This window comes from Pirellulales bacterium, assembly GCA_035939775.1.
Taxonomy (GTDB): Bacteria; Planctomycetota; Planctomycetia; order Pirellulales; family DATAWG01; genus DASZFO01.
In genome coordinates, this window is sequence record DASZFO010000358.1 from 1 (window position 1) to 25,575 (window position 25,575).

At 60.6% G+C, this 25,575-nt stretch carries 23 protein-coding genes; 16 read left to right on the forward strand and 7 right to left on the reverse strand.

Annotated elements, in window-relative coordinates:
• Positions 1–2,334: DNA methyltransferase (locus VGY55_23595; GenBank protein HEV2972970.1), on the forward strand; the 2,334-nt coding region annotated here is incomplete at its 5' end.
• 23 nt (positions 2,335–2,357) lie between these two features.
• On the opposite strand, the gene VGY55_23600 is transcribed toward VGY55_23595, so the two are convergent.
• Positions 2,358–3,977: an AMP-binding protein gene (locus tag VGY55_23600; GenBank protein HEV2972971.1), complete on the reverse strand. Its 1,620-nt coding sequence runs from the start codon at positions 3,975–3,977 to the stop codon at positions 2,358–2,360.
• Between the two features lie 179 nt (positions 3,978–4,156).
• On the opposite strand from VGY55_23600, the gene leuS reads away from it, so the two are divergent.
• Complete coding sequence (gene leuS / locus VGY55_23605; protein HEV2972972.1) at positions 4,157–7,027, forward strand: leucine--tRNA ligase; 2,871 nt, start codon at positions 4,157–4,159, stop codon at positions 7,025–7,027.
• A 71-nt stretch (positions 7,028–7,098) separates the two neighbouring features.
• Positions 7,099–8,379 (forward strand): glucose-1-phosphate adenylyltransferase, encoded by a 1,281-nt coding sequence (locus tag VGY55_23610; GenBank protein ID HEV2972973.1) that lies wholly within the window; start codon positions 7,099–7,101, stop codon positions 8,377–8,379.
• A gap of 124 nt (positions 8,380–8,503) precedes the next feature.
• Here VGY55_23610 and VGY55_23615 read toward each other — a convergent pair whose 3' ends face one another.
• Complete coding sequence (locus tag VGY55_23615) at positions 8,504–8,995, reverse strand: hypothetical protein (protein HEV2972974.1); 492 nt, start codon at positions 8,993–8,995, stop codon at positions 8,504–8,506.
• Between the two features lie 191 nt (positions 8,996–9,186).
• On the opposite strand from VGY55_23615, the gene VGY55_23620 reads away from it, so the two are divergent.
• The 9 genes from VGY55_23620 (at position 9,187) to VGY55_23660 (ending at position 17,233) form a co-directional block, all read left to right on the forward strand.
• Positions 9,187–9,972, forward strand: coding sequence for a GYF domain-containing protein (locus VGY55_23620; GenBank protein ID HEV2972975.1), 786 nt, complete (start codon positions 9,187–9,189; stop codon positions 9,970–9,972).
• A 32-nt stretch (positions 9,973–10,004) separates the two neighbouring features.
• Entirely contained in the window at positions 10,005–10,877 is an 873-nt protein-coding gene (locus tag VGY55_23625; protein HEV2972976.1) for a deoxyribonuclease IV, read from the forward strand.
• 196 nt (positions 10,878–11,073) lie between these two features.
• Complete coding sequence (gene rpsB, locus VGY55_23630; GenBank protein ID HEV2972977.1) at positions 11,074–11,871, forward strand: 30S ribosomal protein S2; 798 nt, start codon at positions 11,074–11,076, stop codon at positions 11,869–11,871.
• A gap of 202 nt (positions 11,872–12,073) precedes the next feature.
• Positions 12,074–12,904 (forward strand): translation elongation factor Ts, encoded by an 831-nt coding sequence (gene tsf, locus VGY55_23635; GenBank protein HEV2972978.1) that lies wholly within the window; start codon positions 12,074–12,076, stop codon positions 12,902–12,904.
• Between the two features lie 128 nt (positions 12,905–13,032).
• A complete protein-coding gene (pyrH, locus tag VGY55_23640) occupies positions 13,033–13,776 on the forward strand; it encodes a UMP kinase (GenBank protein ID HEV2972979.1) in 744 nt (247 codons plus the stop codon).
• A gap of 149 nt (positions 13,777–13,925) precedes the next feature.
• Positions 13,926–14,486, forward strand: coding sequence for a ribosome recycling factor (gene frr, locus VGY55_23645; protein ID HEV2972980.1), 561 nt, complete (start codon positions 13,926–13,928; stop codon positions 14,484–14,486).
• A 189-nt stretch (positions 14,487–14,675) separates the two neighbouring features.
• Positions 14,676–16,619, forward strand: a complete 1,944-nt coding sequence (locus VGY55_23650) for a peptidylprolyl isomerase (protein HEV2972981.1) — start codon at positions 14,676–14,678, stop codon at positions 16,617–16,619.
• Positions 16,620–16,746: 127 nt separating this feature from the next.
• A complete protein-coding gene (locus VGY55_23655) occupies positions 16,747–16,995 on the forward strand; it encodes a DUF4160 domain-containing protein (protein HEV2972982.1) in 249 nt (82 codons plus the stop codon).
• On the forward strand, positions 16,967–17,233 hold the full coding sequence (locus VGY55_23660) for a DUF2442 domain-containing protein (GenBank protein HEV2972983.1): 267 nt from the start codon (positions 16,967–16,969) through the stop codon (positions 17,231–17,233). The genes VGY55_23655 and VGY55_23660 overlap by 29 nt, the downstream gene beginning before the upstream one ends.
• 98 nt (positions 17,234–17,331) lie before the next feature.
• On the opposite strand, the gene VGY55_23665 is transcribed toward VGY55_23660, so the two are convergent.
• From VGY55_23665 to VGY55_23685, 5 genes are all read right to left on the reverse strand, one after another.
• Entirely contained in the window at positions 17,332–18,246 is a 915-nt protein-coding gene (locus VGY55_23665; GenBank protein ID HEV2972984.1) for a hypothetical protein, read from the reverse strand.
• Positions 18,247–18,755: 509 nt separating this feature from the next.
• Positions 18,756–19,466 carry an MIP/aquaporin family protein gene (locus VGY55_23670; protein HEV2972985.1) on the reverse strand — a complete coding sequence of 237 codons (711 nt, stop codon included), beginning with the start codon at positions 19,464–19,466 and terminating at the stop codon, positions 18,756–18,758.
• A gap of 94 nt (positions 19,467–19,560) precedes the next feature.
• On the reverse strand, positions 19,561–19,848 hold the full coding sequence (locus tag VGY55_23675; protein HEV2972986.1) for a hypothetical protein: 288 nt from the start codon (positions 19,846–19,848) through the stop codon (positions 19,561–19,563).
• 61 nt (positions 19,849–19,909) lie between these two features.
• Positions 19,910–20,674: a hypothetical protein gene (locus VGY55_23680; GenBank protein HEV2972987.1), complete on the reverse strand. Its 765-nt coding sequence runs from the start codon at positions 20,672–20,674 to the stop codon at positions 19,910–19,912.
• Positions 20,674–21,468 carry a DUF1349 domain-containing protein gene (locus tag VGY55_23685; GenBank protein ID HEV2972988.1) on the reverse strand — a complete coding sequence of 265 codons (795 nt, stop codon included), beginning with the start codon at positions 21,466–21,468 and terminating at the stop codon, positions 20,674–20,676. Before VGY55_23685 ends, VGY55_23680 begins: the two co-directional genes overlap by 1 nt.
• Positions 21,469–21,737: 269 nt before the next feature.
• Here VGY55_23685 and VGY55_23690 point away from each other — a divergent pair, with 269 nt between their 5' ends.
• The 4 genes from VGY55_23690 (at position 21,738) to VGY55_23705 (ending at position 25,371) form a co-directional block, all read left to right on the forward strand.
• Positions 21,738–22,274 carry a peptidylprolyl isomerase gene (locus VGY55_23690; protein HEV2972989.1) on the forward strand — a complete coding sequence of 179 codons (537 nt, stop codon included), beginning with the start codon at positions 21,738–21,740 and terminating at the stop codon, positions 22,272–22,274.
• A 430-nt stretch (positions 22,275–22,704) separates the two neighbouring features.
• The gene (gene thrC, locus VGY55_23695) at positions 22,705–24,024 is read left to right on the forward strand and encodes a threonine synthase (GenBank protein HEV2972990.1); all 1,320 of its coding nucleotides are present in this window, start codon (positions 22,705–22,707) and stop codon (positions 24,022–24,024) included.
• A 14-nt stretch (positions 24,025–24,038) separates the two neighbouring features.
• Positions 24,039–24,836 carry a 4-hydroxy-tetrahydrodipicolinate reductase gene (gene dapB / locus VGY55_23700; GenBank protein ID HEV2972991.1) on the forward strand — a complete coding sequence of 266 codons (798 nt, stop codon included), beginning with the start codon at positions 24,039–24,041 and terminating at the stop codon, positions 24,834–24,836.
• A gap of 157 nt (positions 24,837–24,993) precedes the next feature.
• Positions 24,994–25,371 (forward strand): hypothetical protein, encoded by a 378-nt coding sequence (locus tag VGY55_23705; protein HEV2972992.1) that lies wholly within the window; start codon positions 24,994–24,996, stop codon positions 25,369–25,371.
• Positions 25,372–25,575: the final 204 nt, after the last annotated feature.

The window sequence follows — 25,575 nt, forward strand, 5'->3', positions numbered from 1 at the left end:
GCCGTGTTTCTCGTGCGCCTTATGTTCTGCCTGTTTGCCGACCGCACCGGTCTGTTTGAACCCGGACTTTTTCGTGAAATCCTGGAGCGTAAGACGCGCTATGACGGTTCGGACGTGGGCCCGCTCGTGAACCATGTTTTCGCAGTCCTCGACCAGCCGAATTCCTCGCGGCAGAAGAGTCTTGACGACGATATCAAACTTCTTCCGTATGTAAACGGGCATTTATTCGAACGGCGTTTCGATCCGCCCGCGTTTGACAAATCCGCCCGGAAGACGCTTCTCAAATGTTGCGCTTTCAATTGGAGCGCGGTTTCGCCTGCCATCTTCGGCGCGATGTTTCAAAAAGTAATGGACGAGGACAAGGGCAAGCGTCGATCAATCGGGGCGCATTACACGAGCGAGAAGAACATCCTGAAGGCCCTCGGACCGCTTCTCATCGACGGTTTGCGCGCGGAATTCGAAAGGGCAACATCCCAGAAGGAACTCGAAGCTCTGTTATCGCGCATTTCAAGGATTACGGTGCTCGACCCTGCATGCGGTTGCGGGAACTTTCTCGTCATCGCGTACCGCGAGCTTCGGGAGTTGGAGATCGAGATTCATCGAAGACTGGCGCGAGTGCGCAGGCGAGAGGGCGAACGCCTTCTCAGCTTGGAATTCGCGAAAGGGATTAACGTCAGCGCGATGTATGGCATCGAGATTGAGGAATTCCCTTGCCGCGTGGCGGAAACGGCGTTGTATTTGATTGACCATTTGATGAACATGAAGGCGTCCGAGGAATTCGGCGAGAACTTCATCCGTTTGCCATTGGACAAGGCGCCCCATATCACTCATAGCAACGCACTGCGGCTGGATTGGTCGAGCGTTGTGTCCAAGGACCGGCTCTCTTGCGTCGTCGGCAATCCCCCCTTCATTGGTAAGGCATTTCGCACTAAAGACCAATCCAAAGATATGGACTTGGTTTTTGGCGACTGGGACGGTCGGGGTGAACTGGACTATGTGGCATCTTGGTACGTCAAGACGATGCAATACGTAACGGGTACGACGATCCCGGTCGCATTTGTCTCCACGAACTCGATCACTCAAGGTGAGCAAGTTTCGGCTTTGTGGTCGCGCTTGTTGCAATGCGGTGTGTCGATCCACTTTGCACACCGAACTTTCCGCTGGGACAATGATGCGCCCGGCATCGCGGGAGTCTACTGCGTCATCATCGGGTGGGGGTTTAGCGAGCCGCGACAACGATTGCTGTTCGACTACGATACCCCCCGGAGCGACCCGATGGTTCGAAAAGTCGACCGGATCAACCCTTATCTGGTCGATTCCGCAAGCGTGTTCATTCGCCCGCGCCGGAAACCACTTTGTGGCGTGCCGCCGATTTCATTCGGCAACATGCCGAATGATGGCGGGCATCTGTTGCTCAGTCGTGAGGAGAAATCCGAACTATTGAAACGCGAGCCGAGCGCCAAGAGTTTCCTGCGGCGAATTTATGGATCAAAGGAATTCATCAACGGGATCGATCGATGGTGCCTTTGGCTTGTCGATGCGAAGCCAAGTGATTTGCGCTCAATGCCGGAGATCATGAAACGGGTCGAGGCCGTGCGTGCGCATCGACTCAAGAGCGATCGACCGGCAACGAGAAAGCTCGCGGAGACGCCCGCACTTTTTGGTGAGATCCGTCAGCCTGCGCGACGGTATCTTGCCATTCCGAAGACGTCGTCGGAGAACCGACGATTTATTCCAATGGGCTTTCTGGGGCCCACTGTAATCACCACAACTGAGATCCAAATGGTGATCGACGCCGACTTCTACCATTTCGGAGTGCTCACGAGTACGATGCACATGGCATGGATGCGCCAAGTCTGCGGCAGGCTTGAGTCGCGCTACCGCTACTCGGCTGAGATCGTCTACAACAACTTCCCTTGGCCCGACCAACCCTCGGAAAAACATATTCAGGCAGTTCGATCGGCAGCCCAAGCTGTCCTCCAGGTGCGGACGTCACAAGCCGGACAATCGCTGGCGGATATCTATGACACGGACGTAATGCCAACCGCGCTCGTCAAAGCGCACCGGCTCCTCGACAAAGCCGTGGATCGTTGCTATCGCTCCCAACCATTCGAGAACGAATTGGCGCGGATTCGCTTCTTGTTTGATCGTTACGCCGCATTGACGGCGGGAGGTCAATTGTCCTTGCCGGCGCCGAAGGTGAATCGATCGCCGCGCAAATCGCCGGCCAAGAAGCCTCGATCTTCGCAAACAAAGCGCCGTGGCCTGCGGCGATCGAACGACTCCTATCCACTCTTTTCACATACATCGTTTGGCCAACCACACTCAATCTGAGCGAATCCTGCATCAGGAGTCGTTCAATCATTCGCTTTGGGTTTTACGAATCGTTTGAGCGCTACGTCGCGCATCGCTTTAAGGTCAAGCTTGCCCGTGCCGAGTACGGGGATTTCCTTCACTTCCATGAAGCTGTCCGGCGACGGGATCCAAAGGTTCGGGAGGCCGGCGGCCGCGAGTTCTTGGCCGATTTGCTCGGGGGTTTTACTTGTCGGCAAATGCAGCACGACGAGTCGTTCGCCTCGTCGCGGATCGGGCACGGCGGTGACGACGGCTTGCAGATGATCTTCGTCGCCGCCGAGGATTTTTTGCAGGGCTTCCTCGATCGTGCCGTGCGGGACCATTTCGCCTCCCATCTTTGAGAAGCGGCTCTCGCGCCCCGTGATCGTGATGAAGCCGTCGGCGTCGATTGTCGCCAGGTCGCCGGTGATATACCAGCCGTCGCGGATGACGCGGGCGGTCGCTTCGGGCTGATTCAAATAGCCTTTCATCACATTCGGCCCGCGGACTAGCAACATTCCGGGTTCGCCCTTCGGCATTTCCTGCCAAGTTTCCGGATTGACGACCTTCACCGCCACGCCCGGAATCGGTCGCCCGACTGTCCCTTCGCGCACTCCCGATTGATCGCCCCGCGGGCTGCGGCTAGGGGGCACGTTCACGGCGACCAGCGGCGAGAGTTCCGTGCAGCCGTAGGCCTCGACCGGACGGATGCCATATTTCGCCTCGAACGAATCGAACAGCTCGCGCGGCACTTTTTCCGCCGCGGCGAACACGACCTCGAGCGTGGCAAAATCCTGCGGCTCGCAGCGCTTCATATACGTGCGCAAGAAAGTGGGCGTCGCCATGAACACCGTCACTTTGTCTTCGCGACAGAGCTTACCGACCTGATGGGCGTCGAGCGGCGTGAAGTGATAAACGCCTGTCGGGTCGAGGGAGAGCACCGTCCAAAGCGCGGCCGTGTAGCCATAGGAATGGAAGAATGGCAGCACGCCGATCGCCACGTCGTCGATCGAGAGCCGGATCGTCTGGTTGATCGCCCGCAGATTCGAGCCGACGTTTTCGTGTGTGAGCATCACCCCCTTGGGATCGCCCGTCGAGCCGGAGGTGAAGATGATCGTAAGCAGGTCGTCGGGCTTGATTTTGGTTAGTCCGAGCGAGCGCTCGAGCGTGGCCATCGGCGACAGGCGCGATTGGATTGCGGCGATCAGCTTGTCGGCTAGCGAGGCCCGGCCGGCAAAGTCCTCCAGGTAGACCAACTCCGCCGAGACTTCGATCTTCACGCGCTCCATGAATCGCCGGCTCGTGAGCACATGCCGGATGCCGCATTGGCGGATGCAATTGTTAATCAGCTCGGGAGAGAGCGTGTAGTTCAGATTGACGCCCACTCGGCCCATGAGCGGAAGCGCCGCGTTCGCAACGACGCCGCCGGCCGATGGCGGCAACAGCAGCCCGACGTTTCCTTCATCGGCCGCGAGTACCTCTCGAAGCAGGATACGCCGCAGGATGAGCGACCGGAGCAATAGATCGCCGCCGGTAAGCTTCGTGCCCATTGAATCGGCCACCTTCAGCCGCTTGCGGTTTCGCCGGCACATCCGCAGGAACTGGCGCGGCAAGATTAGCGGCGGCTCGGTCGTCGGTGGCATGGCGTACAGAATAGCGGCGGCGGCGCGGCGATGGCAAGTGAGAAGTAGTCGTGAGAAGTGCTGGTTTGCGGCGAGTCGGGCGAACCGGTAGAATTCCCCGATTGTCTTGTCTGGCGCCACTCCGCCGCCCAGGGGCGACGGCTAACATGACATTTGCTCTCCGTCGATCACTACTCTGAATGCCGCGCTATAATCCCGCACAAATCGAACCGAAGTGGCAGGCCTACTGGGAAGCGCACCAGACGTTTGCCGCTCCGCGCCTGCCGGCGGGGAACAAGCTCTACGTTCTCGACATGTTTCCGTATCCGAGCGGGGACGGGCTGCACGTGGGGCATCCGGAAGGGTATACGGCCACCGACATCACGGCCCGCTTCGAGCGGATGCGCGGCCGGAGCGTGCTGCACCCGATGGGGTTCGATTCATTCGGGCTGCCGGCGGAAGAGCACGCGATCAAGACGGGCACTCCGCCGCGGATTGGCACCGAGCAGAATATCGCCAATTTTCGTCGCCAGCTCAAGATGCTCGGCTTCAGTTACGATTGGCAGCGCGAATTGGCTACGACGGATCCCGGCTATTTCCGCTGGACGCAGTGGATCTTTCTCCAGCTTTTCGACACATGGTTTGACACGGCGGCTCAGAAAGGCCGGCCGATCAGCGAGCTGCCGATCCCCGCTGAAGTCTCGGCGGCGGGAGAGGGCGCGATCGCGCGGTATCGAGACGAGCATCGCCTCGCATATCAGTCCGATGCGCCGGTGAACTGGTGCCCGGCGCTCGGCACCGTGCTGGCGAACGAAGAGGTGATCGGCGGCGTGAGCGAGCGCGGCGGCCATCCGGTCGTCCGCATGCCGCTGCGGCAATGGATGCTGCGGATTACGGCCTATGCCGACCGGCTTGAGAAGGACCTGGAAGGTCTGGATTGGCCCGAGAGCATCAAGAAGCTCCAGCGCGACTGGATCGGCCGCAGCACGGGAGCGGAGGTCGATTTTTACATCGGCGCGGCGAGCCGCGAAGTGACCGGCGGGATTCCGCCCAAACCGGCTTTCGCCGACTGGTGCGAACACCGCCGCGGTACCGGTTTTCCGCCGAAGTCGAACGACGATGTGCTGCGTATTTACACGACCCGGCCCGACACGCTCTTCGGCGCGACCTACATGGTCATCGCTCCGGAGCATCCGTTCGTCGTGCGGCTGGCGACACCGGGCCAGGCGGAGGCCGTGCGAACTTATTGCGAACTGGCTGCCCGCAAGAGCGACCTGGATCGCACCGAATTGGCGAAAACGAAAACCGGCGTGTTCACCGGTTCCTATGCGATCAATCCAGTCAACGGCGAGTCGGTTGCGATTTGGATCGCCGACTACGTACTCATCAGCTATGGTACCGGCGCGATCATGGCTGTGCCGGCGCACGACGAACGCGACTTCGAATTCGCCAAGGCATTCGGATTGCCGATTATTCCGGTCGTCGATCCTGGTGAAAAACGGCCGGTCGAGCGTGAATCGCTGCTTCGAGGCGAACAGGCATTCATCGCGGATGGATCGGCGATCAACTCGGGCCAGTACACGGGCCTTACGACAGCGCAATTCAAGACTGCGATCGCTGCCGATCTCGCCAAGCGGGGTCTCGGCCGCGCGGCGGTCAACTACAAGCTCCGCGATTGGCTCTTTAGCCGGCAGCGGTTTTGGGGAGAGCCGTTTCCGATCCTGCACGAACTGGATGCCATGGGAAAGCCGATCGGGGTGCTTCGTGCGGTGCCGGCCGATCAACTCCCCGTCGATCTGCCGGAGCTGGCCGATTTCAAGCCGCATGGCCGGCCGGAGCCGCCGCTGGAAAAAGCGCCCGAGTCGTGGCTGTATGTGACGATCGACGGCCGCCGATATAAACGCGAGACCAACACCATGCCGCAGTGGGCCGGCTCCTGCTGGTATTTCCTGCGGTTCATCGACCATCGCAACGACAAGCTGCTCGTCGATCCGGAACTGGAGCGGGCTTGGATGCCGGTTGATCTCTACATCGGCGGGGCGGAACATGCCGTGCTTCATCTACTGTACTCGCGATTCTGGCACAAGCTGCTTTTCGACCGCGGCCACGTGAGCACGCCCGAGCCGTTCATGAAACTGGTCAACCAGGGGATGATCCTCGGCGAAATGGAGTTCACCGGCTTTCGCAAGCAGGCCGGGGGCTGGCTGAGCGCGGCGGATGTGAAGCTCGACTCAGAAAACAAGCCGGTCGACAAGAAGTCGGGCCAGCCGGCGACTGCCGTGCGCGTCGATGCCGGCCACGTCGAGAAGCAAGGCGAGTTCTTTGTGCTCATAGCCGATCCATCGATCCGCGTCGATAGCCGCGCGCACAAGATGTCGAAGAGCCGCGGCAACGTCGTCAACCCGGACCAGGTCGTGAAAGAATACGGCGCCGATGCCCTGCGGCTCTACGAAATGTTCATGGGTCCGCTGGAGGCGACAAAGCCTTGGAGCATGACGGGCGTGAACGGAGTGCGCGGCTTTCTCGATCGCGTATGGCGAATGATCGTCGCCGAGCGGAGCGAAGCGGTGGAGCTGAACGCGGCGGTGAAAGCGGTCGCGCCGACGATCGAGCAGAATCGCGTGCTGCACAAGACGATCGCCGCCGTGACGGCCGACCTCGAACGGCTGGCCTTCAACACGGCCATCGCCAAGATGATGGAATTCACGAACTTCTTCACGAAGGCGGCCGTGCGCCCGCGCGAGGTGATGGAGAAATTCGTGCTGATCCTGTCCCCATTCGCACCGCATATAGCTGAGGAGTTGTGGCAACTGCTCGGGCACGATAAGACGCTTGCTTATGAGCCTTGGCCGGCCGCCGATCCGGCGCTGGTGAAGGACGACGTGGTCGAGGTGCCCGTGCAGGTGAATGGCAAACTCCGCAGCCGCGTGACGGCCCCCGCCGGCGCCGATGCGGCGATCACCGAGGCAGCGGCACGAAGCGATCCGAAGATTGCCGAACTCCTCGAGGGAAAAACCGTCGTGAAAGTGGTCGTCGTCCCCGGCAAGCTGGTAAACTTTGTAGTGAAGTGACTGCTTCCGATGCCAGCAGCGTCGGCAACGATTTTTCCGAGTCCCTAGCCCCGAATCCCGAGCCCCGTCACATGGAAAACGTTTTGGCGCTAGTTCTCGGTGGCGGTCGCGGGACGCGGCTCTATCCGCTCACCAAGTATCGCTCGAAGCCAGCGGTGCCGCTCGGCGGAAAATATCGGCTCATCGACGTGCCGATTTCGAACTGCATCAATAGCGGCTTGAATCGTATCTACGTGCTGACGCAGTTCAACTCCGTCAGCCTCCATCGGCACATCCGCCGCACCTACACGTTCGACGCTTATAGCGGCGGCTTCGTCGAAATCCTGGCCGCCCAGCAAACGCTCGACAGCTCCGGTTGGTATCAGGGCACCGCCGACGCCGTGCGGCAGAATATCCGCTATTTGCAGCAGTCCGACATTCACTACGTGATGATCCTCTCTGGCGACCAGCTTTATCGAATGAATTATGCCGACATGCTCAAAACGCATCTGGCATCGGGAGCCGACGTGACGATCGGCGCCATGCCCGTACATCGGGCGACGGCCTCCGCCTTCGGGATCATGCGCGGCGATGAGTCGGGGCGAGTCAACGGTTTCCTCGAAAAGCCGAAGACCCCGCAAGAAATGGAACTGGTCCGCACCGAACCGGCTTGGATCGACGCCCACGGCGTGCCGAGCAACGGCCGCGACCTGCTTGCGAGCATGGGAATCTATCTGTTCAATCGGCCGACGCTGGTCGATTTGCTCACGAAGACCGATTACCACGATTTCGGCCGCGAGGTTTTTCCGGCATCGATCCGTGCGCGCAGGGTGCAGATGCACCTGTTCGACGGCTATTGGGAGGACATCGGCACGATCAAATCGTTCTATCAGTGCAATCTCGACCTGGCGGCGACCAATCCGCCATTCGATCTGGCGGTGGCCGATGCCCCGATCTACACCCGTGCTCGGTTCCTCCCGCCGTCGCGGATCGACGGCGCCGAGGTGCGCAACAGTCTGATCTCCGACGGTTGCGTGATTGAATCGGGCGCGGTGATCGAACAGAGCGTGATCGGGCTGCGCTGCCGGATCGGCGGCAACGTGACGATCCGCAACTCGGTCATCATGGGGGCCGACTACTACGAGTCGGCCGCCGAGATGGCCCGCGAAGGGCAGACGATTCCGATGGGAATTGCCGAGGGGACGACGATCCAAGGAGCAATCATCGACAAAAACTGTCGGATCGGCCGCAATGTGCGGATCGCCAACGACCGCGGAGTGGACTCAAGCCCGGAAACGCCCGAATGCATGATCTGCGACGGCATCGTGGTCGTGCAAAAAGGCGCCGCGCTACATGAAGGGTGGACGCCGTGATCGCAATTCTCGAAGTGTAGGATGTGTCGAGCGAAGCGATGACGCATCGTCAAGCGGCCCGGTTACTGCTAGTGCGTCTGCGCGGACTTGACGCACCCAATACGAATTCGATGCCCTTGCGCATCTATCGCGACGAAGCCGCTTCTTGAGCGACCAGCTCCAGATTAGCTTGATAGAACTGGATCGCTTCGGCCGGGTTGAGGTTGAAGATCGCCCGGCCGTCGGTGGTCCAGCGGCTGCGGTCGTAATCGAAGACGGCGGTGGCGGCCCGAAGGTTCCGCACGTTTTCGTTCTCCTCCATGCCGCCCCCTTCGATCGCCTCGAAGCGAATCGTCACGGCGACAAATGCCGAGAGACGCTTGGTGCGGCGGTCGCGGGCGTAAGTGACATCGTCCTCGAAATTGCAGTCCGACCAGCGCAGGCCGCGCGGCTTGCCGCAGGCGGCCGCGCGCGTGAGAAATCGCGCTTCAAGTTGTTCGCGTTGGCGATGAAAATCGCGACGGGCGCGAGCGAGCAGCTTTTCGCGCCGGGCCGCCCGGATCGGACGCCAAACCACGACGGCCACAATCCCACCGGCCACCAGCCCTGCCCCCAAAATCCAGTATAACGCATCCATGAAACAACCCGCTCAGCCTCGTCTAGCCGTGCCGAAGAGCGACGGGTTCATTGTAGTGTCGCCGCCTGGAAAATAGCAAGCAATGTGCGCGTCAGTTTTTTGCTCCACTGCTTGTTCGCCGCCACCGGCCCGTCTAAACTGGCGGAAACTATCGTTTTCGCCTCTCGGCCCCGATACCTTTCCTCGAATCCATGCCCATCGAACTGTCATGTCCGGGGTGCAACGCCCGGTTGCGGCTGCCGGACAACGCCGCCGGTCGGCAGGCGCAATGCCCAAAGTGCCAAACGACGTTTTTGGCGGCCGCTTCAGCGACGGCCGGCGATGTGACTTCAGCAGCCGCTTCGGCCGCGTCGTCAACCGACCGCTGGACCGTCAAGTTTTCCGGCGGCCAGAGCTATGGCCCCGTGGCCAAAGCGCAGCTCGACACTTGGGTGAATGAAGGCCGCGTCACCGGCGATTGCCAATTGTCGCGCGAGGGGCAATCCGGTTGGCTCTGGGCGCGAGATGTTTACCCGATGCTGGCATCGGCCAGGGGCGCGGTGACGGAGCCACATGTCGGACAATCGCCGGCTAATCCCGATGAATTCAAAGTTGCCGATCCGACTCCGGCCCAGCCGTATTCAGCGTCGCCAAATCCCGCCAATCCGGCCGCGGGCGCGAACCCCTATTCGTCGCCCACAAGCGCCAATCCTGGTTACTATGGCCAGAGCGGCAACTATTTGAAGCCGCATCGCGGGGGACTGATCCTGACGCTGGGCATTCTCGGCATTGTGCTCTGTCATTTCCTGGGGATTCCGGCATGGATCATGGGGAGTACGGATCTCAAGGAGATCCGCGCTGGGCGAATGGACCCCGCCGGCCAAGGATTGACCCAGGCCGGGAAAATCCTTGGGATCATCGCCTGCGTGCTGATGATGATCAGCGTCGTCTTCATTGCAATCGCGATCCCGCTGGCTGCGGTCAGACACGGACGGTAAACGCGGGTTAGGCGCGATCGATTACTTCAACCATGCCCATTCTCGGCGCCCACCAATCGATCGCCGGCGGATACTATCGTGCCGCCGAAATTGCCCGGCAATGCGGCTGTGATGCTGTTCAGGTGTTTACTAAGAACAATAATCAGTGGCGGGCTAAGGAAATCACGGATGACGACGTGGCCCGGTTTCGGGCTGGGATGGAGGAAGCCAAGCTAGCCCATCCGTTGTCGCACGATTCGTATCTGATCAATCTGGCCGCGCCGGATGAGGAGCTGTGGCGGAAATCGGTCGAGGCTTACATCGTCGAACTTCAGCGCGCCGAGCGGCTAGGAATCCCATACGTCGTCACCCATCCCGGTTCGTACACGTCGTCGAGCGAAGATGCCGGACTAGCGCGGATCGTCCAGGCACTGGACGAAGTGCATCGCCAGACGCGCGGCCTGTGCGTCAAGACGCTCTTGGAAAACACGGCCGGTCAGGGGACCAATCTCGGCTGGCAATTCGAGCAGCTCGCAACGATCCTCGCCGGCGTCAAGGATCCCGACCGCATTGGCGTCTGCATCGACACTTGCCACCTGTTCGCCGCCGGTTATCCGCTGGGGACGCCGAAGGAATACAAGGCGACCTTCAAGCAGCTCGACAATCTCGTGGGCCTCAAGCTCGTGAAGGCGTTTCATTTGAACGACAGCAAACGCGAACTCGGCTCCCGCGTCGATCGGCACGAACACATCGGCAAGGGCCATCTTGGCCTCGACGCGTTCCGCTTGCTGCTCAACGACCCGCGATTTCAGAAAATCCCCATGTATCTGGAAACGCCCAAGGAAGCCGATGGCGAGAATCGCGGCATCGAACTGGATTCGATGAACCTGGCGACGCTTCGCGGGCTCGTCGAATCCCCCGGTTGACGATCGGCATTCAAATTGCTAGCCTATACGGCTTGCCCTCGACGCGGTCGGGGCGGATGTAAGTATTTGTCGTGAGCAAGTTTCCACCCAACGCCGGAGGCTCCGGCAGAGCGGGTCGGCGGTCGGCAGGAGTTGCCCACGGCCAACCGCCGCGGAGCCAGGCCGGTGTGCCACTGTTCACCCCAGGAGTCTCTCTGTGCCCAGTGTCTCAGCGAAAGAATTGATTGAAGCCGGAGTTCATTTTGGCCATCGCGCCAGTCGTTGGAATCCGCGGATGCGGCCGTATATCTTCGGCCGCCGCAATCTAATCCATATCATCGACGTTCGCGAAACGATCCGCGGCTTGCTGCGGGCGAAGAAGTATCTCAAGCAGGTCGCCGCCGGCGGAAGCCTCGTGCTGTTCGTCGGCACGAAGCGGCAGGCCGCCGAAACGATTCAGCGCGAAGCATCGCGGTGCGGAATGCCGTTTGTGAACGACCGCTGGCTCGGCGGAACGCTCACCAACTTCCGCACGATCCGCAGCCGGCTGAGCCGCCTTGAAGAACTCGAGAAATTGATGGCGTCCGAAGATTTCGCCACCTACTCGAAGAAGATGCAATCGGCGCTGAAGCGCGAATTCCGCAAAATGTATCGCAATCTCAACGGCATCCGCACCATGAACCGCGCGCCGGATTGCATGGTGATCATCGACCCAAAAAAGGAAAAGAACTCGGTCAGCGAGGCCCGCAAGATCGGCGTCTCGACCGTGTCATTGATCGACACGGATTGCGATCCGGACCTGATCGATTTGCCGATTCCGGGGAACGACGACAGTATCCGCTCGATCGAGTTGATCGTACAGCAGTTGGCCGACGCGGTGCTCGATGGCAAGGCCGAAGCCGCGACGATGGGGCACGGCAAAGCGGAGGCGTCGGGCGCATCAGCGAAAGATAAAGATGCCGCTTCGCAGGCGAACGGCGCCCCGGTCGAAGTTGCTCAAACGGCGACAGCCTGAGATTCGGTGGGATCGATGCGGGTGCCGTGCCCACGCGAGCGCCGATGGATGAAATGGCACCAAATCGCTCTGTCGCTTGCATGGGCATGTCAGGCACGTCGGCGAGCGCGAGCATGTCCACGTCGACCTGGTGGCGCCCAGCCGCGTTAATCAATTAACAACCGAGGCGTGAACGCCCGGGCTAAATAAAGGGAGATTGTAAATGCCAGAAATCAGTGCCGCGGCCGTCAAAGGGCTGCGCGAGCGGACCGGGCTGCCGATGATGGAATGCAAGCGGGCCTTGCAAGAGACCGGGGGCGATGAAGCCGCCGCCGTCGATTGGCTTCGCAAGCAGGGAATCAAAACTCAGGAAACTCGCTTGGGCCGAGATACGTCCGCCGGGCGAATCGCGGTGTTCGCCGACGTCGCCCAGGACACCGGGGCAATGATCGAATTGTTCTGCGAAAGCGCCCCGGTGTCGAACAGCCCGGATTTTCGCCAACTCGCCATGGATCTTGCCAAGCAATTGGCCACCGGTCCCGGAGCGGCGACGGCAGAGGAATTGCTTGCCCAGCCCTCGCCGTCCAAGCCGGGAATAACTCTCGCACAACAGAAGGACGAGTTGTTCAATCGCATGCGCGAAGTCGTCAAAGTTGGGCGAATCGAGCGCTTCAAAGCGCCCTCGGGCGGATATGCGCACCACGACGGCTCGATCGGCGCGCTCGTCGAAGTGAGCGGCGGCGAGAACGATACGGCCAAGGACGTGGCCATGCACGTGGCCGCTCAAAAACCCAAAGTCGTCGCCAAGGAACATCTCGATCCGGCCGAGATCGACAAGGAGCGCGATATTCTTTCGGTCGCCGCCCGCAAGGAAGGCAAGCCCGAGAACATCATCGCCAAGATGGTCGAGGGGCGGTTGCGCAATTTCTTCGGCGAGAAGGTGCTGCTCGAACAGCCGTTCGTCAAAGACGACAAGCAGACCGTCGGCCAGATGGCCAAGAAATCGGGAATGGAGATCAAGCGATTCGTCCGCTGGGAGTTGGGCAAGGAATGAACGGTCGCTCCGAATTTGATGCCGGATGATGAAGGGCCGTAGGGTGCGTCAAGTCCGCGCTGACGCACCGGAACCACCGATGCCCGGTGCGTCAGCGCGGACTCGACGCACCCTACTCTGACCGCCGTATGTCCGCTGACGACTCGTTGCCGCCCCGTTACCGCCGCGTCGTGCTCAAGCTCTCCGGCGAGAGCTTTTGCCATGCGGGCGAGCGCGGGATCAGCATGGACGAGGTCGTGCATCTCGCCCGCCAGACCGTTCAGGCCGCCAAGCGCGGCGTGCAGATCGCGATCGTCATGGGGGGCGGCAATATCCTCCGCGGCGCGCAATTCACCGCCGGAAATGCCAGCATTCAGGAGGCCACGGCCCATTACATGGGGATGCTGGCCACCGTGATCAATGGGCTGGCGCTGCAAGACGCGCTGGAATCGCTCGGCTGCGAGACGCGATTGTTGACGGCGATCCGCATGGACGGCGTGGCCGAGCCGTATATTCGCCGCCGAGCACGACGGCATCTCGAGAAAGGGCGAATCGTGCTCTTGGCCGCCGGCACCGGCAGCCCGTTTGTGACCACCGACACGGCTGCCGCTCAACGGGCTCTCGAACTCGAGGCCGACATTCTCCTCAAAGCCACGCGGGTCGACGGCGTATTCTCCGACGATCCGGAGAAGAATCCGCACGCCATCCTTTATCGGGAACTCACCTATCAAGCGGTCCGCGAGCAGAACCTCCGCGTGATGGACCCCACCGCCATCGCCCAGTGCATGGAGCACAACATGCCGATCCTCGTGTTCAATTTCAAGAAGGAAAGGAACATCGAGCGAGCGGTGAACGGCGAGCGGGTAGGGACGATCATCGGGGCCCGGGACTAGGGGCTCGGGGTTCGGGACGAGCAAGCGTCGGCCGCGCGACGGAGCCATCTCGTCGACCGCGACTTGCATCGTTTCCTCTTCCCCGCTCGCCTTGCGGGCGGCATAATTTCCCTAGCCCCCAGTCCCTAGTCCCCAGCCCCCTTTCTCCCATGCCTGCTGACGAAATCCTGCTGGACGCCGAAGAGCGGATGGAAAAGGCCGTCGACGTCTTCAAACATTCGCTGGCCGGGATTCGCACCGGCCGGGCGAATCCCGGCCTGGTCGATTCGCTCCGCGTCGAAGTCTATGGCGCGGCGACGCCAATCAAGTCGGTCGCGCAGGTCGGCGCCCCGGAACCGACGCAGATCGTGATCCGCCCTTTCGATCCCGCGACGATCAAGGACATCGAGAAGGCGATTCGCTCGAGTGATTTGGGCCTAAATCCGCAAAACGACGGCCGTGTGATCCGGATCAACATCCCGCCTCTTTCTACCGACGTGCGGCGGAAGCTGGTCGCCCGAATTAAGGATTTAGGGGAAGAAGCGAAAGTCTCGATCCGCAATGTCCGCCGCGACGGCAACAAGCTGGCCGATCAGGAACAGAAAGACAAAGTGCTAACCGAAGACGACCGCGACGCGCTCAAGGATGAAATCCAAGAGCTGACGAAGAAGTATGAGGCCAAAGTGGCCGATCTGGCGAAGGCCAAAGAATCGGAAGTGATGGAAAACTAAAGTTAAGTACAAAGTGCGAATTACAAAGGACGAAATAGTTTCGTATTTCATACTTCGCACTTTGTACTTTTTGTCCATCTTCTCTTGACGCTCTGGGTGGCGGCTTCTATATTTCCCGCCCCGTTAGCCAGCGGATTGGATTTCGTTGGCGCTGACCCGATCTTGCCTGCGGTTTAGGGAGAAACCGAGATGGTACGCAAGGATGCTGCTGGAAGCGCTTCGCGCTGGGGCCGCTGGAAGAGCCGATTGAGCGTCGCCGCCGGAGCGATGGCGGTGATCGTCGCCTGCATTGCGATTCGCGCGATTCGCGGGCCGCAAATCGCCAACGCCAAGGATCCCGCGGCCGGACGGAGCACCGGCGCCGTGCAACAAGCGAGCGCGACCACGCAGGCCGCCCCGCAGAAGCCACAAGTCGTGGCCGTGGTCAACGGCGAGGACGTCGGCCGCCAGGAATTGGCCCAGGAGTGCCTCGTTCATTATGGCAAGGAAGTCCTCGAAGCGATGGTCAATAAGTACCTGATCGTTCAGTTCTGCCAGCAGCAGAATGTGACGGTCAATAAACAGGAGGTCAATGACGAGATCGACCGCATGGCCCGCAAGTTCAGCCTGACCGTCGATCAATGGCTGAAGATGCTGCAACAAGAGCGCGGCATCACCGCGGACCAGTATGCCAACGACATCGTCTGGCCGACGCTCGCTCTGAAGAAGCTTGCGGCCGATCGCTTGAAGCCGACCCAGCAGGAATTGCAGGATGCTTTCGACATGCAATACGGCGAGGCAGTCAAGGCCCGGATCATCATCACAAAAGACCTTCCGACGGCAAACAAAATTGCCGCTCAGGCGAAGAGCGATCCGGAGAACTTTGGTGCGCTGGCGGTCAAATACTCGATCGACGCCAGCGCGAGCGCCAACGGCATGATCCCTCCGATCCATCATCACATGGGCGACGAGCAGATCGAGCAATGGGCATTCCATTTGCGGCCAAGCGAGGTGTCCGATCCGATTCAGTTTCGCGGGCAGTTTGCAATCCTCAAGTGCGACGGCCGAATGCCGCCGTCGAACGTACGGTTCGAGGATGTTCGCGGCAAGCTGACCGAGGCACTCCGCGACCGCAAGCTGCACACCGCCGCCGCGGACGTCTTCAAGCAGCTTCAATCGAAGGCCGTCGTGCAGAATGTCCTCAACGATTCGGTGAAAAGCCAGGAAATGCCCGGCGTGGCGGCGATCATCAACGACCGGAAGATCACGCTTCGCGAATTGGCTGAGGAGTGCATCGACCGGCACGGCACGGAGGTGCTCGAAGGCACGATCAACCACAAGCTGCTCGAACAAGCGCTCCGCAACAAGCGCATCACGATCGGCGACGATGATCTGAATGCCGAGATTGCCCGAGCCGCGCTGGCGATGGGCAAGCTCGACAAGCAAAAGCGGCCCGACGTGAACGCCTGGATCGAGGCGGTCACAAAAGAGCAGGGGATCACCGTCGAGACGTACTATCACGACGCCGTTTGGCCCTCGGTGGCGCTCAAGAAGCTGGTGGGCGACGTGCAAGTGAATCAGGAAGACATGCAGCGCGGGTTCACGGCCAATTACGGCCCCCGAGTGCGTTGCCGAGTGATCATGCTGGCGAATGAGCGGAAGGCGCAAGAAGTTTGGGAACTGGCACGAGCCGAGCTGCAGAAGCAGCATCCCGATCCTGAGTTTTTCGGAAAGCTGGCCGAGCAATACTCGATCGACCCCAGCCGCACGCTCCAAGGACGCGTCCCGCCGATTCAGCGCTACGGCGGCATGACGCAGCTCGAGGACGAAGCGTTCAAGCTCAAGGCGGGCGACCTGTCGAGCATCATCACCCTCGGCGACAAGTGCGTCATTCTCTTCTGCGAGGGCTACACCGAGCCGCAGAAGGTGGAAATGGCCGACGTTCGCGATCTGCTGTTCGAGGACATCCACGAAAAGAAGATCCGCCTCGCCATGGCCGACGAGTTCAACCGCCTCCGCGATTCGGCCCAGATCGATAACTTCCTGGCCGGAACGTCGCAAAGCCCGAAGCACCCCGGCGCCGCCGGCCACGGCACGAAGGACGCCGAGTCCGCGATGAATTCGGACCGAGCGGGCTCGGCGGGACGGAAATAGCGAGGCAATCGCGATCGCATGTTTTTCTCCGGTGCAGAGCGGAATCTGCGACCCCGGCCGATTTGACTACCTCGTTGCCCATCGCTAGTTACAATGATAGCGATGCGACCTCGCTGGAACTGATGCTGTGCCGACCATTCCGGGAATTCCCGGTCCTTATCGGTTCTTTTTCTATAGTTTCGACTGCAATGAACCTCGCCACGTTCATGTGCCGCGAGATCGAAAGACCTGTAAGTTCTGGCTGAGCCCGATCTCTTTGGCATCAAACGGCCGTCTCAACGCCACGGAATTGAATCGCATTCGAGGCATAATTGTCGACGATTTGGATCAAATCATCGAGGCTTGGGATGAACACTGCGGCGAGTGGCGACCCTAGGATACAGCGCGTCGAAGTGAGCGACGAGTTGATTACCGCACAGTTGACCGACGGGCGCGTTATCAGCGTGCCTCTGGCATGGTCATGGCGCCTGTCAAATGCCACTCCGGACCAGCGCCGCAAGTTCGAGATCCTCGGCGACGGAGAGGGTGTCCATTGGCCGGATATCGACGAGGACATCAGCGCTCATGGGATGCTGTCTGGAGCACCCGCTCGGCCGCCGAAGCAAACCGCTTGAAGGGGCCGCTCCCAATCACCGGGATGCGCAGAGTTGATTGCGGATTCGTAATGCTGCAATCCGCAAAAGGTGCATAGCAGTTGACGCGCGCCGAATGGCTACTTCGCGCGCTTTTCGGTAGGGTCATCGATCTGGAACAATCGCCGGAACGCTTCGCCCGCCTTGACTTTGCCTTCGCGCACAGACTTGATCTGTTCGTCGAGATCGTTCTGGAGCTTTTCGCGTTTCACTTGTTCTTCGCGGGCCTGTTTTCGCACGCGATCCACATACTCACCGAGCGGGACTAATGCCCCGCAGAGCATCAAGACCAGCGGCGAAAGAGCGCTCAGCTTCCAGCCGTAGGAGTTCCCCGAAGGCGCCATTGGGGTCGCATCGCGAAACGCGATGGACGATTGCGCTGAATCAGCGGACTCGCCGAGTGCCGAATCGACTTGTGCCGCAATTGTCCACCCAGAAATCCGCTCGCTGCCCTTCGTTAAAACGTGGACGTGCGGGGGAAAGAGCGTTCTCTTCAAGAGCCAAACAAACGAGAGCAAGAACGGAACGGCACCGATCATAAAGAGTTTGAAAGGTCCCAACCAAACCAACTGTCTTACCAACCAATCCTGTTCAGTCTTTCCAATCGGCGGCGGCGGCGGATGGGCTGTCCAATACGCGGATGCCCACGCAGCGGATGTGACCAACAACAGAACAATGGATACAACGATCCAGGGACCCGCTGTAGCTCGAACAAGGCCGACCTCGTGCCTTTCGGATAAAAAGTACACGCCGTTGTATTCCTCCAAGGCATTGAGGAACACTTTCCGTGCCACACGGGATCGAAACTCCGTTGACCGTCGTTGCTCTTTCCCATTTGCCGTGTAACAAATTGCAAGCCCGATTGCGTCTGCTTCGGGTAGCTCGATCGAGTCAATCGTGTCGAGCCAAATCAGCCTGCTTGAGGAGATTCCGGGATCCCTGCCTTGAGAAAGGCTTTCTTTAATTGCGGACCATTGACGCGCATCATCGGACAACGAAATGTAAACGGCCCTCTCGAAAAGCAATGTAACGCACGAAATGAGACGCCTCGACGACACGCATTCGAGTTTCAACCGGCCGGGCGACCGCTCCGAATCGGATATTTCGCCCTCTCCGATCGGCCGCGGCAGCCGCCTGAATCGGCCGGCCGCAACCGCCGCGCTGACGAGCGCGCCTGCAATCGATCCGGGAAGTGTCAGATACTCCGAGACAAAGCCAGCGCATGCGCCGACGGCGCCGCCCGCTAACGCTCCGAAAAGAGTTGGCAATGGCTTGCCCTTCTCAATATGCTCGGTGAGCGGTTTCACGATTTCTGCAATGATCGTGTAACCGGCGGACATGCGATTCACTGTGACAGGAGTTAGGGGTTTTTTCTAGCGGCAAACAACCAAGGCGAGGGGCAGATAAGCTTGTGCTGCCATGAGCGGCTTAAGTTGGCAGAGCGGCAACGGCACCGACAACTTACGTCGAATTATAATGTTTGAGGCGGATGAATTAAATCACTTTAGGCACCCAGCGATCGCAGGAGCAGCGCTGCGGCGAGCGCGCCGAGGATCGGCCCGATCACCGGCACCCAGGCATAGCTCCAGTCGGAGCCCCCTTTGCCGGCGATGGGCAGCAGGGCATGCGCGCAGCGCGGGCCAAGGTCGCGGGCTGGGTTGATCGCGTAGCCGGTCGGGCCTCCCAGACTCAAGCCAATCCCCCAGACCAGCGCCCCACCCACGGGCGCGACGAAGCCCCGGCCGATCTCTTTCTCGATGATCGCGGCGCCGACGAATACCAGCGTGAACGTGGCGATCGCCTCGCTCAGAAAGTTCATGAGCGGGCGGCGAATCGCCGGGGCGGTGCAGAAAACCGCCAGCTTCAGGCTGCGGTCGGTCGTCTCGCACCAGTGCGGCAGGTAATGAAGCCACACCAGCACGGCGCCAGTGAACGCGCCGAGGAACTCGCCGGCAACATAAAGCGGCACGGCGGACGCCTTCAAGTCGCCGAGCACTAGCGCCGCCAGTGGGCCAACCGGGTTGATGAAGCCCGGCGCGCCGAACTTGCGGGCCGTGAATACGCCCCCCATCACAGCAAACGCCCAGCCGGCGGTAATCGCGATCCAGCCGGCATTTTGCGCCTTCGACCGGTTCAATAACACCCCGGCAACGACCCCGTCGCCAAGCAGAATCAGCACCATCGTGCCAAGGAACTCGCCCAGAAATCCGTCCACGCCCGCCTCCGTGAAGTGGATCCCAAAACCTGCTTCCGAATGAGGCACCACTATCGTTTCGGACAACGGGCGAGTCAAGAGCTTGAATTCAGCGCTATTTGGCCAACTGGGGATGGTTGACCGTAATCCAGTTTTCAACGACGGTCTGCAAGTCGCCAGCGCGCCGTACTATCTCGTCGGCGTCGGCGTCCGAGGCGACGAAGGCACGGTCATAATCAATCTCATAGCGCTTGCGGCGGGCAACTTCAAAATATCGCCCCAAAGCACTGGCGCTGGGCCCGAGGACGAGCGGCAGTACCTCGAATGCCGTTTTGTGATGCCCGCCGCCTTTGGGATCGAGGCGATAGCCAGCGCAGGCGATCGCCATTTTGGCAAGCAACAACGCGGCGCCGTAAGCGGTCGTAAATCGCGTATCGGGTGAAATGCTGGTCGAGGCTGCGTCTTTAAGCTTTATTTCGACGGCCGCGCGCAGGTCGTCGAGTTCGGGCTTGCTGGTCCGATGCGGCTTGACTCGCCTCTCCGCGAGCAATCGTTTCCAGGTCATGGGCCGAGCCGATTACAAGAATCTTAGCGGGCTCGTTTACGACGCTCCGGATGAAATGATGCCCGGCTTTGAACTTTCTGGCAAGCTCTCCGGGCGCATAGATGGTTGGATTTACGGGTCTGCCCAGGTCGCGTTCTGCGCGCCTTAGAGCTGGCAGCAAGTCCGATATAGTCAAATCACCGATGACCATGAGATCCAAGTCGCTCTCGGCGACCTCAGTGCCGCGGGCGACGGATCCGTAAATAAAGGCACACTGGATTTTCGAGCGGACCGAGTGGAGCGCCTTTCGCAGCACGACCGGTGCGCCCGTCAGTTTCCGCAACAGGCCTGCCAGCTCCGGCAGGAAGGGACAGATCGGGTTCGCTTGGAAATACGTTTGTCGCCCTTCCACTCGCCGGCTGAGAATGCCAGCTTCGGCCAAGGCGGCAAGCTCGCGATGGAGGTGCGACGGGGCAGCCCTTAAATGGCGAGCCAACTGGCTCAAGTACCACACCTTCTGCGGGTGCAGCAGCATCGCTCCCAGCACCTCGCGGCGCAAACCAGAAAACAGGACTTCCGCGGCGTTCTTTCTCATTGAGAGAAAGTATATTCCTACTTTGAGAACAAGTCGATCGACAACGATTTCAAACGGGCTTCTAGCGATTAAGCCCAGCTCGGTCTGCATCACTTGGCGCTTTCCGCCGCGATCGGCGGCGAGCGAAGCTCGAAGGAATCGATCGAGACGTCGATCTCGCCGGCTTGGGGGTTGCCGCCGTTTTTGGCCAGGAAGCCGATGTATTTCGGTGGGTGCTTGCCCCAGGGGCGCGAGCCGGCCACGGTGAATTCGTGGCCATCGGTGCTAAAGGCACACTCGTAATCGGTCCAGCTCCGGCTCACGCGCAGCCAGAATCGCCCGGGATTTTTTAGCTCCGTGACGAGGTCGTGGTCGGGCACTTTGTCGGTCTGGCGAACCATGACGAAGTTGGTCGTGTCGGGCTTGGCCCAACTGTATTCGAAACCCCACTTCACGTAGTTCTCATCGTCGTCGTAACAGATCAGACCGACCTGTTGGAAAAAGGTGGTCGGCTCGAATTTGCTCACCGCGAGCGTGATGCTGAAATCGCTCGACTCCGCCAGCGGATTGCGGATCAGAAAGATATTCTTGGCCCGAATGCCTTCGCTGAGAGCGTCGTGCTCGACATCGCCGTGGATCGTGCCGCGTTGCGTCGTGATGGTCAGGTGGCCGGGATCTTTTGTCAGCGAGATGTGACCCTGGTCTTCGCGGATGATCTTCCATCGGAGCGCGAATTTGCCGTTGAAGTCATCGCGGAGTACAGCGACTGGATGAATCTGATCGCCCGCCGCTGCCACTGGCGGCTGGTCATCGGCAGACACCGCCGCGTCGAAGGCCGTGCCGGCGCATAGCATCACGAAAAATCCCGGAAGAACCTGCACTATCCGAGAGTTGAGCGGTCTCATTGGTCGGTTCCTTTCACGTTGCGACGGAGCGAGTTCCGGAGAATTGGGCAAAAGGCCGCACGTCGTTTTGGAGCGCCACCCCCTCCATTTGCACTGCTAACGATACTGCTTGATAGAGTCGCTTGTCAACGAATTGAAGCGCGCGCGGCCGATCGCATCGCAGTGCTGGCGTTTCGCCCGCCGATTGTGTCGCGAGCGGCGTTCTGATAAGTTGCCGCTTTCGGCTTGGTCGAATTCGGACAGCGTGGACAAGACTTCTGGAGGATCGTATGGCCAAGAATCGCAAGGCGGAGGTCGAGGCGGCGCAGAAGGGGCTCGATTTCAAGACCAAAAAGTATCAAATCGAGTTGGACACGACGCTCGGTAAGATCAAGCTCGACATGCTGCCCGATGTTGCCCCAGGGCATTGCCGGAATATGCTCGGACTGGCCAAGATCGGCTACTACGACGGCCTCGTCTTCCACCGCATCATCAAGGGGTTCATGATCCAGGGAGGCTGTCCGGAAGGGAGCGGCTCGGGAGGGCCGGGATACACGATCCCCGCCGAGTTCAACGCCACGACGCATGAGGCGGGTGTGGTGTCGATGGCGCGGACCAGCGATCCGAATTCGGCCGGCTCGCAGTTTTTCATCTGCTTGGAAAGGACTCCGCATCTCGATCGGCAGTACACGGCTTTTGGCCGCACCGCCGACGCCGCGAGCCTTGCCGTTGTGAAAGCGATCGGCGCGGTGAAGACCGGCGCTAATGACCGGCCGGCCACGCCGGTGACGATCAAGTCGGCGAAGGTGATCGAGGTGGCGAAGTGAGCGGCCTCCGATGCTCGCAATCTTTGGTTCGCAAGCATTGCGTAGGTCAGGCCTGTGGCCTGACTGGAGTTGCTGTCGTGCCGACAAAGTGCTTCGTCAGGCCAGAGGCCTGACCTACGGTCTGCGTGACGCAGCCTGAAGGCTGAACTCCAACGGTCTGAATTCGGCCCGACCGGCGCTCGAACACTCCGGTTCGCAAGCGAACCGGCTAACGCTTGTCGTTTGGCAGGCGCCTGCCACCTGCCTACTGCCGAGTGCAGCCTTCCTCCTCTCCCCTTGCCCCGCGCCACTCGCCGCTATTAGACTAAACCTTCGGCAAACGATGATCCGGAGGTATTGAGCCATTAGTGTCGCAGCCCCGACGAGCGTCGCCTTTCAGAAGTGCATTGCCCCCGGCTGCGCCGCTACCTACGGGATCGACGAGGCTCGGGTGGCCTGCGGTTGCGGCAGCTTGCTCGACGTTTGCTACGATTGGGACCGGGCCCGGCCGCCGGATTCGTGGTCCTTCTTCGAGCAGAAATGGTCGCGGCGATTTGAACCGCTGGCGCTGAGCGGAGTGTGGCGGTTCCACGAGCTGCTGCCGTTTGCTCCGCCGGAAAAGGTGGTCACGATCGGCGAAGGGCAGACGCTGCTTCAGCCGTCGAACGGCGTGGCGAAGTATGCCGGCCTCGCTCCTGGCCAGCTCTATTTGCAATACGAGGGGCTGAATCCATCCGGTAGCTTCAAAGACAACGGCATGTCGGCCGCGTTCACGCACGGTCGCTCGATCGGGGCTCGCCGCGCTGCCTGCGCCTCGACCGGCAACACCAGTGCTTCGCTGGCCCTTTACTGCGCGGTGACGCGATTGATGCGGGCGGTGATCTTCATCGGCTCGGGGAAGATCTCCTACGGCAAACTGTCGCAGGCGCTCGATTACGGGGCGCTCACCATGCAAATTGCCGGCGATTTCGACGACGCGATGCAGCGGGTGCAAGAGGTCTCGCAGCAGTTGGGCATCTATCTGGTGAACAGCGTCAACCCCTTCCGGCTCGAAGGACAGAAAACGATCATGTATCGCGTGCTCGAAGGGCTGCGATGGGAAGTGCCCGATTGGATCGTCGTGCCTGGCGGGAATCTGGGGAATTCGAGCGCATTTGGCAAGGCCTTCGCCGAGCTGCGCGAGATCGGCTTGATCGACCGCGTGCCGCGGCTGGCGGTGATCAATGCGGCCGGCGCCAACACGCTTTACGAGCTGTTCGAGAATCGCAACCTGCGCTGGAATGGCGGCGCGCCGGACATGGCGATCTGCGACAATTACTGCGCGGAGCTGGACGCCGCCGGCCGTCGGGCCTCGACCATCGCCAGCGCGATCGAGATCAATCGGCCGGTGAATCTGACGAAGTGCCTGCGCGCGCTGGACGTTTGCGACGGCGTGGTCCGAGAAGTTACCGATCAAGAGATACTCGACGCCAAGGCGCAAGTGGGCGCCGGCGGCTTGGGCTGCGAGCCGGCCAGCGCCGCGAGCGTCGCCGGGACGAAGCTGCTAGTGAGCGAAGGAGTGATCGGTCGCGACGAGCGAGTGGTCTGCATTCTCACTGGCCATCAGCTCAAGGACCCGACCGCCACGGTCGCCTATCACACGACCGACCAAGAGCAGTTCAACAAAGTGCTCGGCAGCCGCGGCGTAAAGCGGGCTTTGTTCGCCAATCGCGCCGTGGCGGTCAATAACGACTTGGATGAAATCATCAAGGCGATCCAGCTTTACAGCTAATCCGAAAGTAGTCGATGAGCCGAATAAAGGTTGCCATTCACGGAGCAGCAGGCCGGATGGGGCAGCGGCTGGTGGCGCTCGGGATCGCCGATCCGGACCTGACGATTGCCGCGGGGCTCGAAGCGCCGCATCATCCACGGCTGGGACAAGACGCCGGAACGATCGCCGGCGTCGGCGAGATCAATGTGCCTGTCGTGGCCACGCTCGACGCGCCAGTTGACGTGGTCATCGACTTTTCTGTCCCCGCCGGCGCGCAGGCGATCATGGCCACCTGCATGGAACGCGGAATTCCGCTCGTGGTCGCGACCACGGGCTTGAGCGATGCCCAGCAGCAGATGCTCCGCGAGGCGGCCGGGCGGATTCCGCTGCTGTGGTCGCCGAATATGAGCCTTGCGGTGAACTTGACGATGAAGCTCACCGAAACCGCTGCCCAGGCACTGGCCGGCCATCCGTCGGGAGCCGATGTCGAGATCATCGAACGGCATCATCGCTTCAAGGAAGACGCCCCGAGCGGGACGGCTTTGAAGTTCGGCCGGATCATTGCCGATGCGATGGGGCAGCAATCGCACCGGCACGGTCGCGAGGGACAATCCGGCAAGCGGCCGCACGGCGAAATCGGCTACCATGCCGTTCGCGTCGGCGACAATCCGGGCGAGCACACAATCATCTTCGGCCTGTTGGGCGAGACGATCGAGCTGACCGTCCGAGCCACCAGCCGCGATTGCTACGCCCATGGCGCGCTGACGGCCGCGAAGTTCCTCGTCGGGAAACCAGCCGGACTCTACGGCATGGGGGACGTATTGAAACTATAGAAGAGAGTCAAATCGTACTCCCTCTCCCTCTGGGAGAGGGCCGGGGTGAGGGGATCCCGCGAGAATCGCTCCAACCCTCACGGAGTCTGCGATCGCGCGTCACGGCGATGCCGAAACTGGCGGTATCGTCTACGCATCGTTTTGGTTGGGCCCAAACATGGCGAAGTGCGAAGAGGGCTATCTGTGCGACGTGTGCGGCGGTGACGTCGAGAGTGTCACCGATAGCGATCTCTATCTGCGGTACGTAATCGGGATGGTCGAACCCGAGTCGCTGCACACGACCCGCGAGCGCCACATCCGCTGCAATCCGGCGCTGGCGCAATTCATCGTGACCGACGAATTCGAGCCGATGTCCGTTGACGGCGATTTCGACAAGCGGCGCCTCGATCCGGCTTACGTCAAGCAACGTGAGACGCTCGTGACCCGCGGCTGGCGGCGGCTCCGCGAAGTCGCCGGCATCGACCTGCCGATCCTCGACTATCCGCTGCCGGAAGTGCGGGCCGAGATCGAAAAGCGATCGCGGCCGGGAAGTTGATCCGCGGATTGTAGGGAACGGCCTCTGTGCCGTTCCGGACCCGCGCAACCTTACGGAACGCCACGGAGGGCGTTCCCTTCTATGAAAGCTCGTTGCGTGTCAACTACTGCATTTTCAGAATTCGAATCAGTGTAAGTCCATTCTTCTATCCGAGCATAGCGCCGGGGGCGCGTAGCCCATGTGGGTGTTTCGAAATTGGGGGAA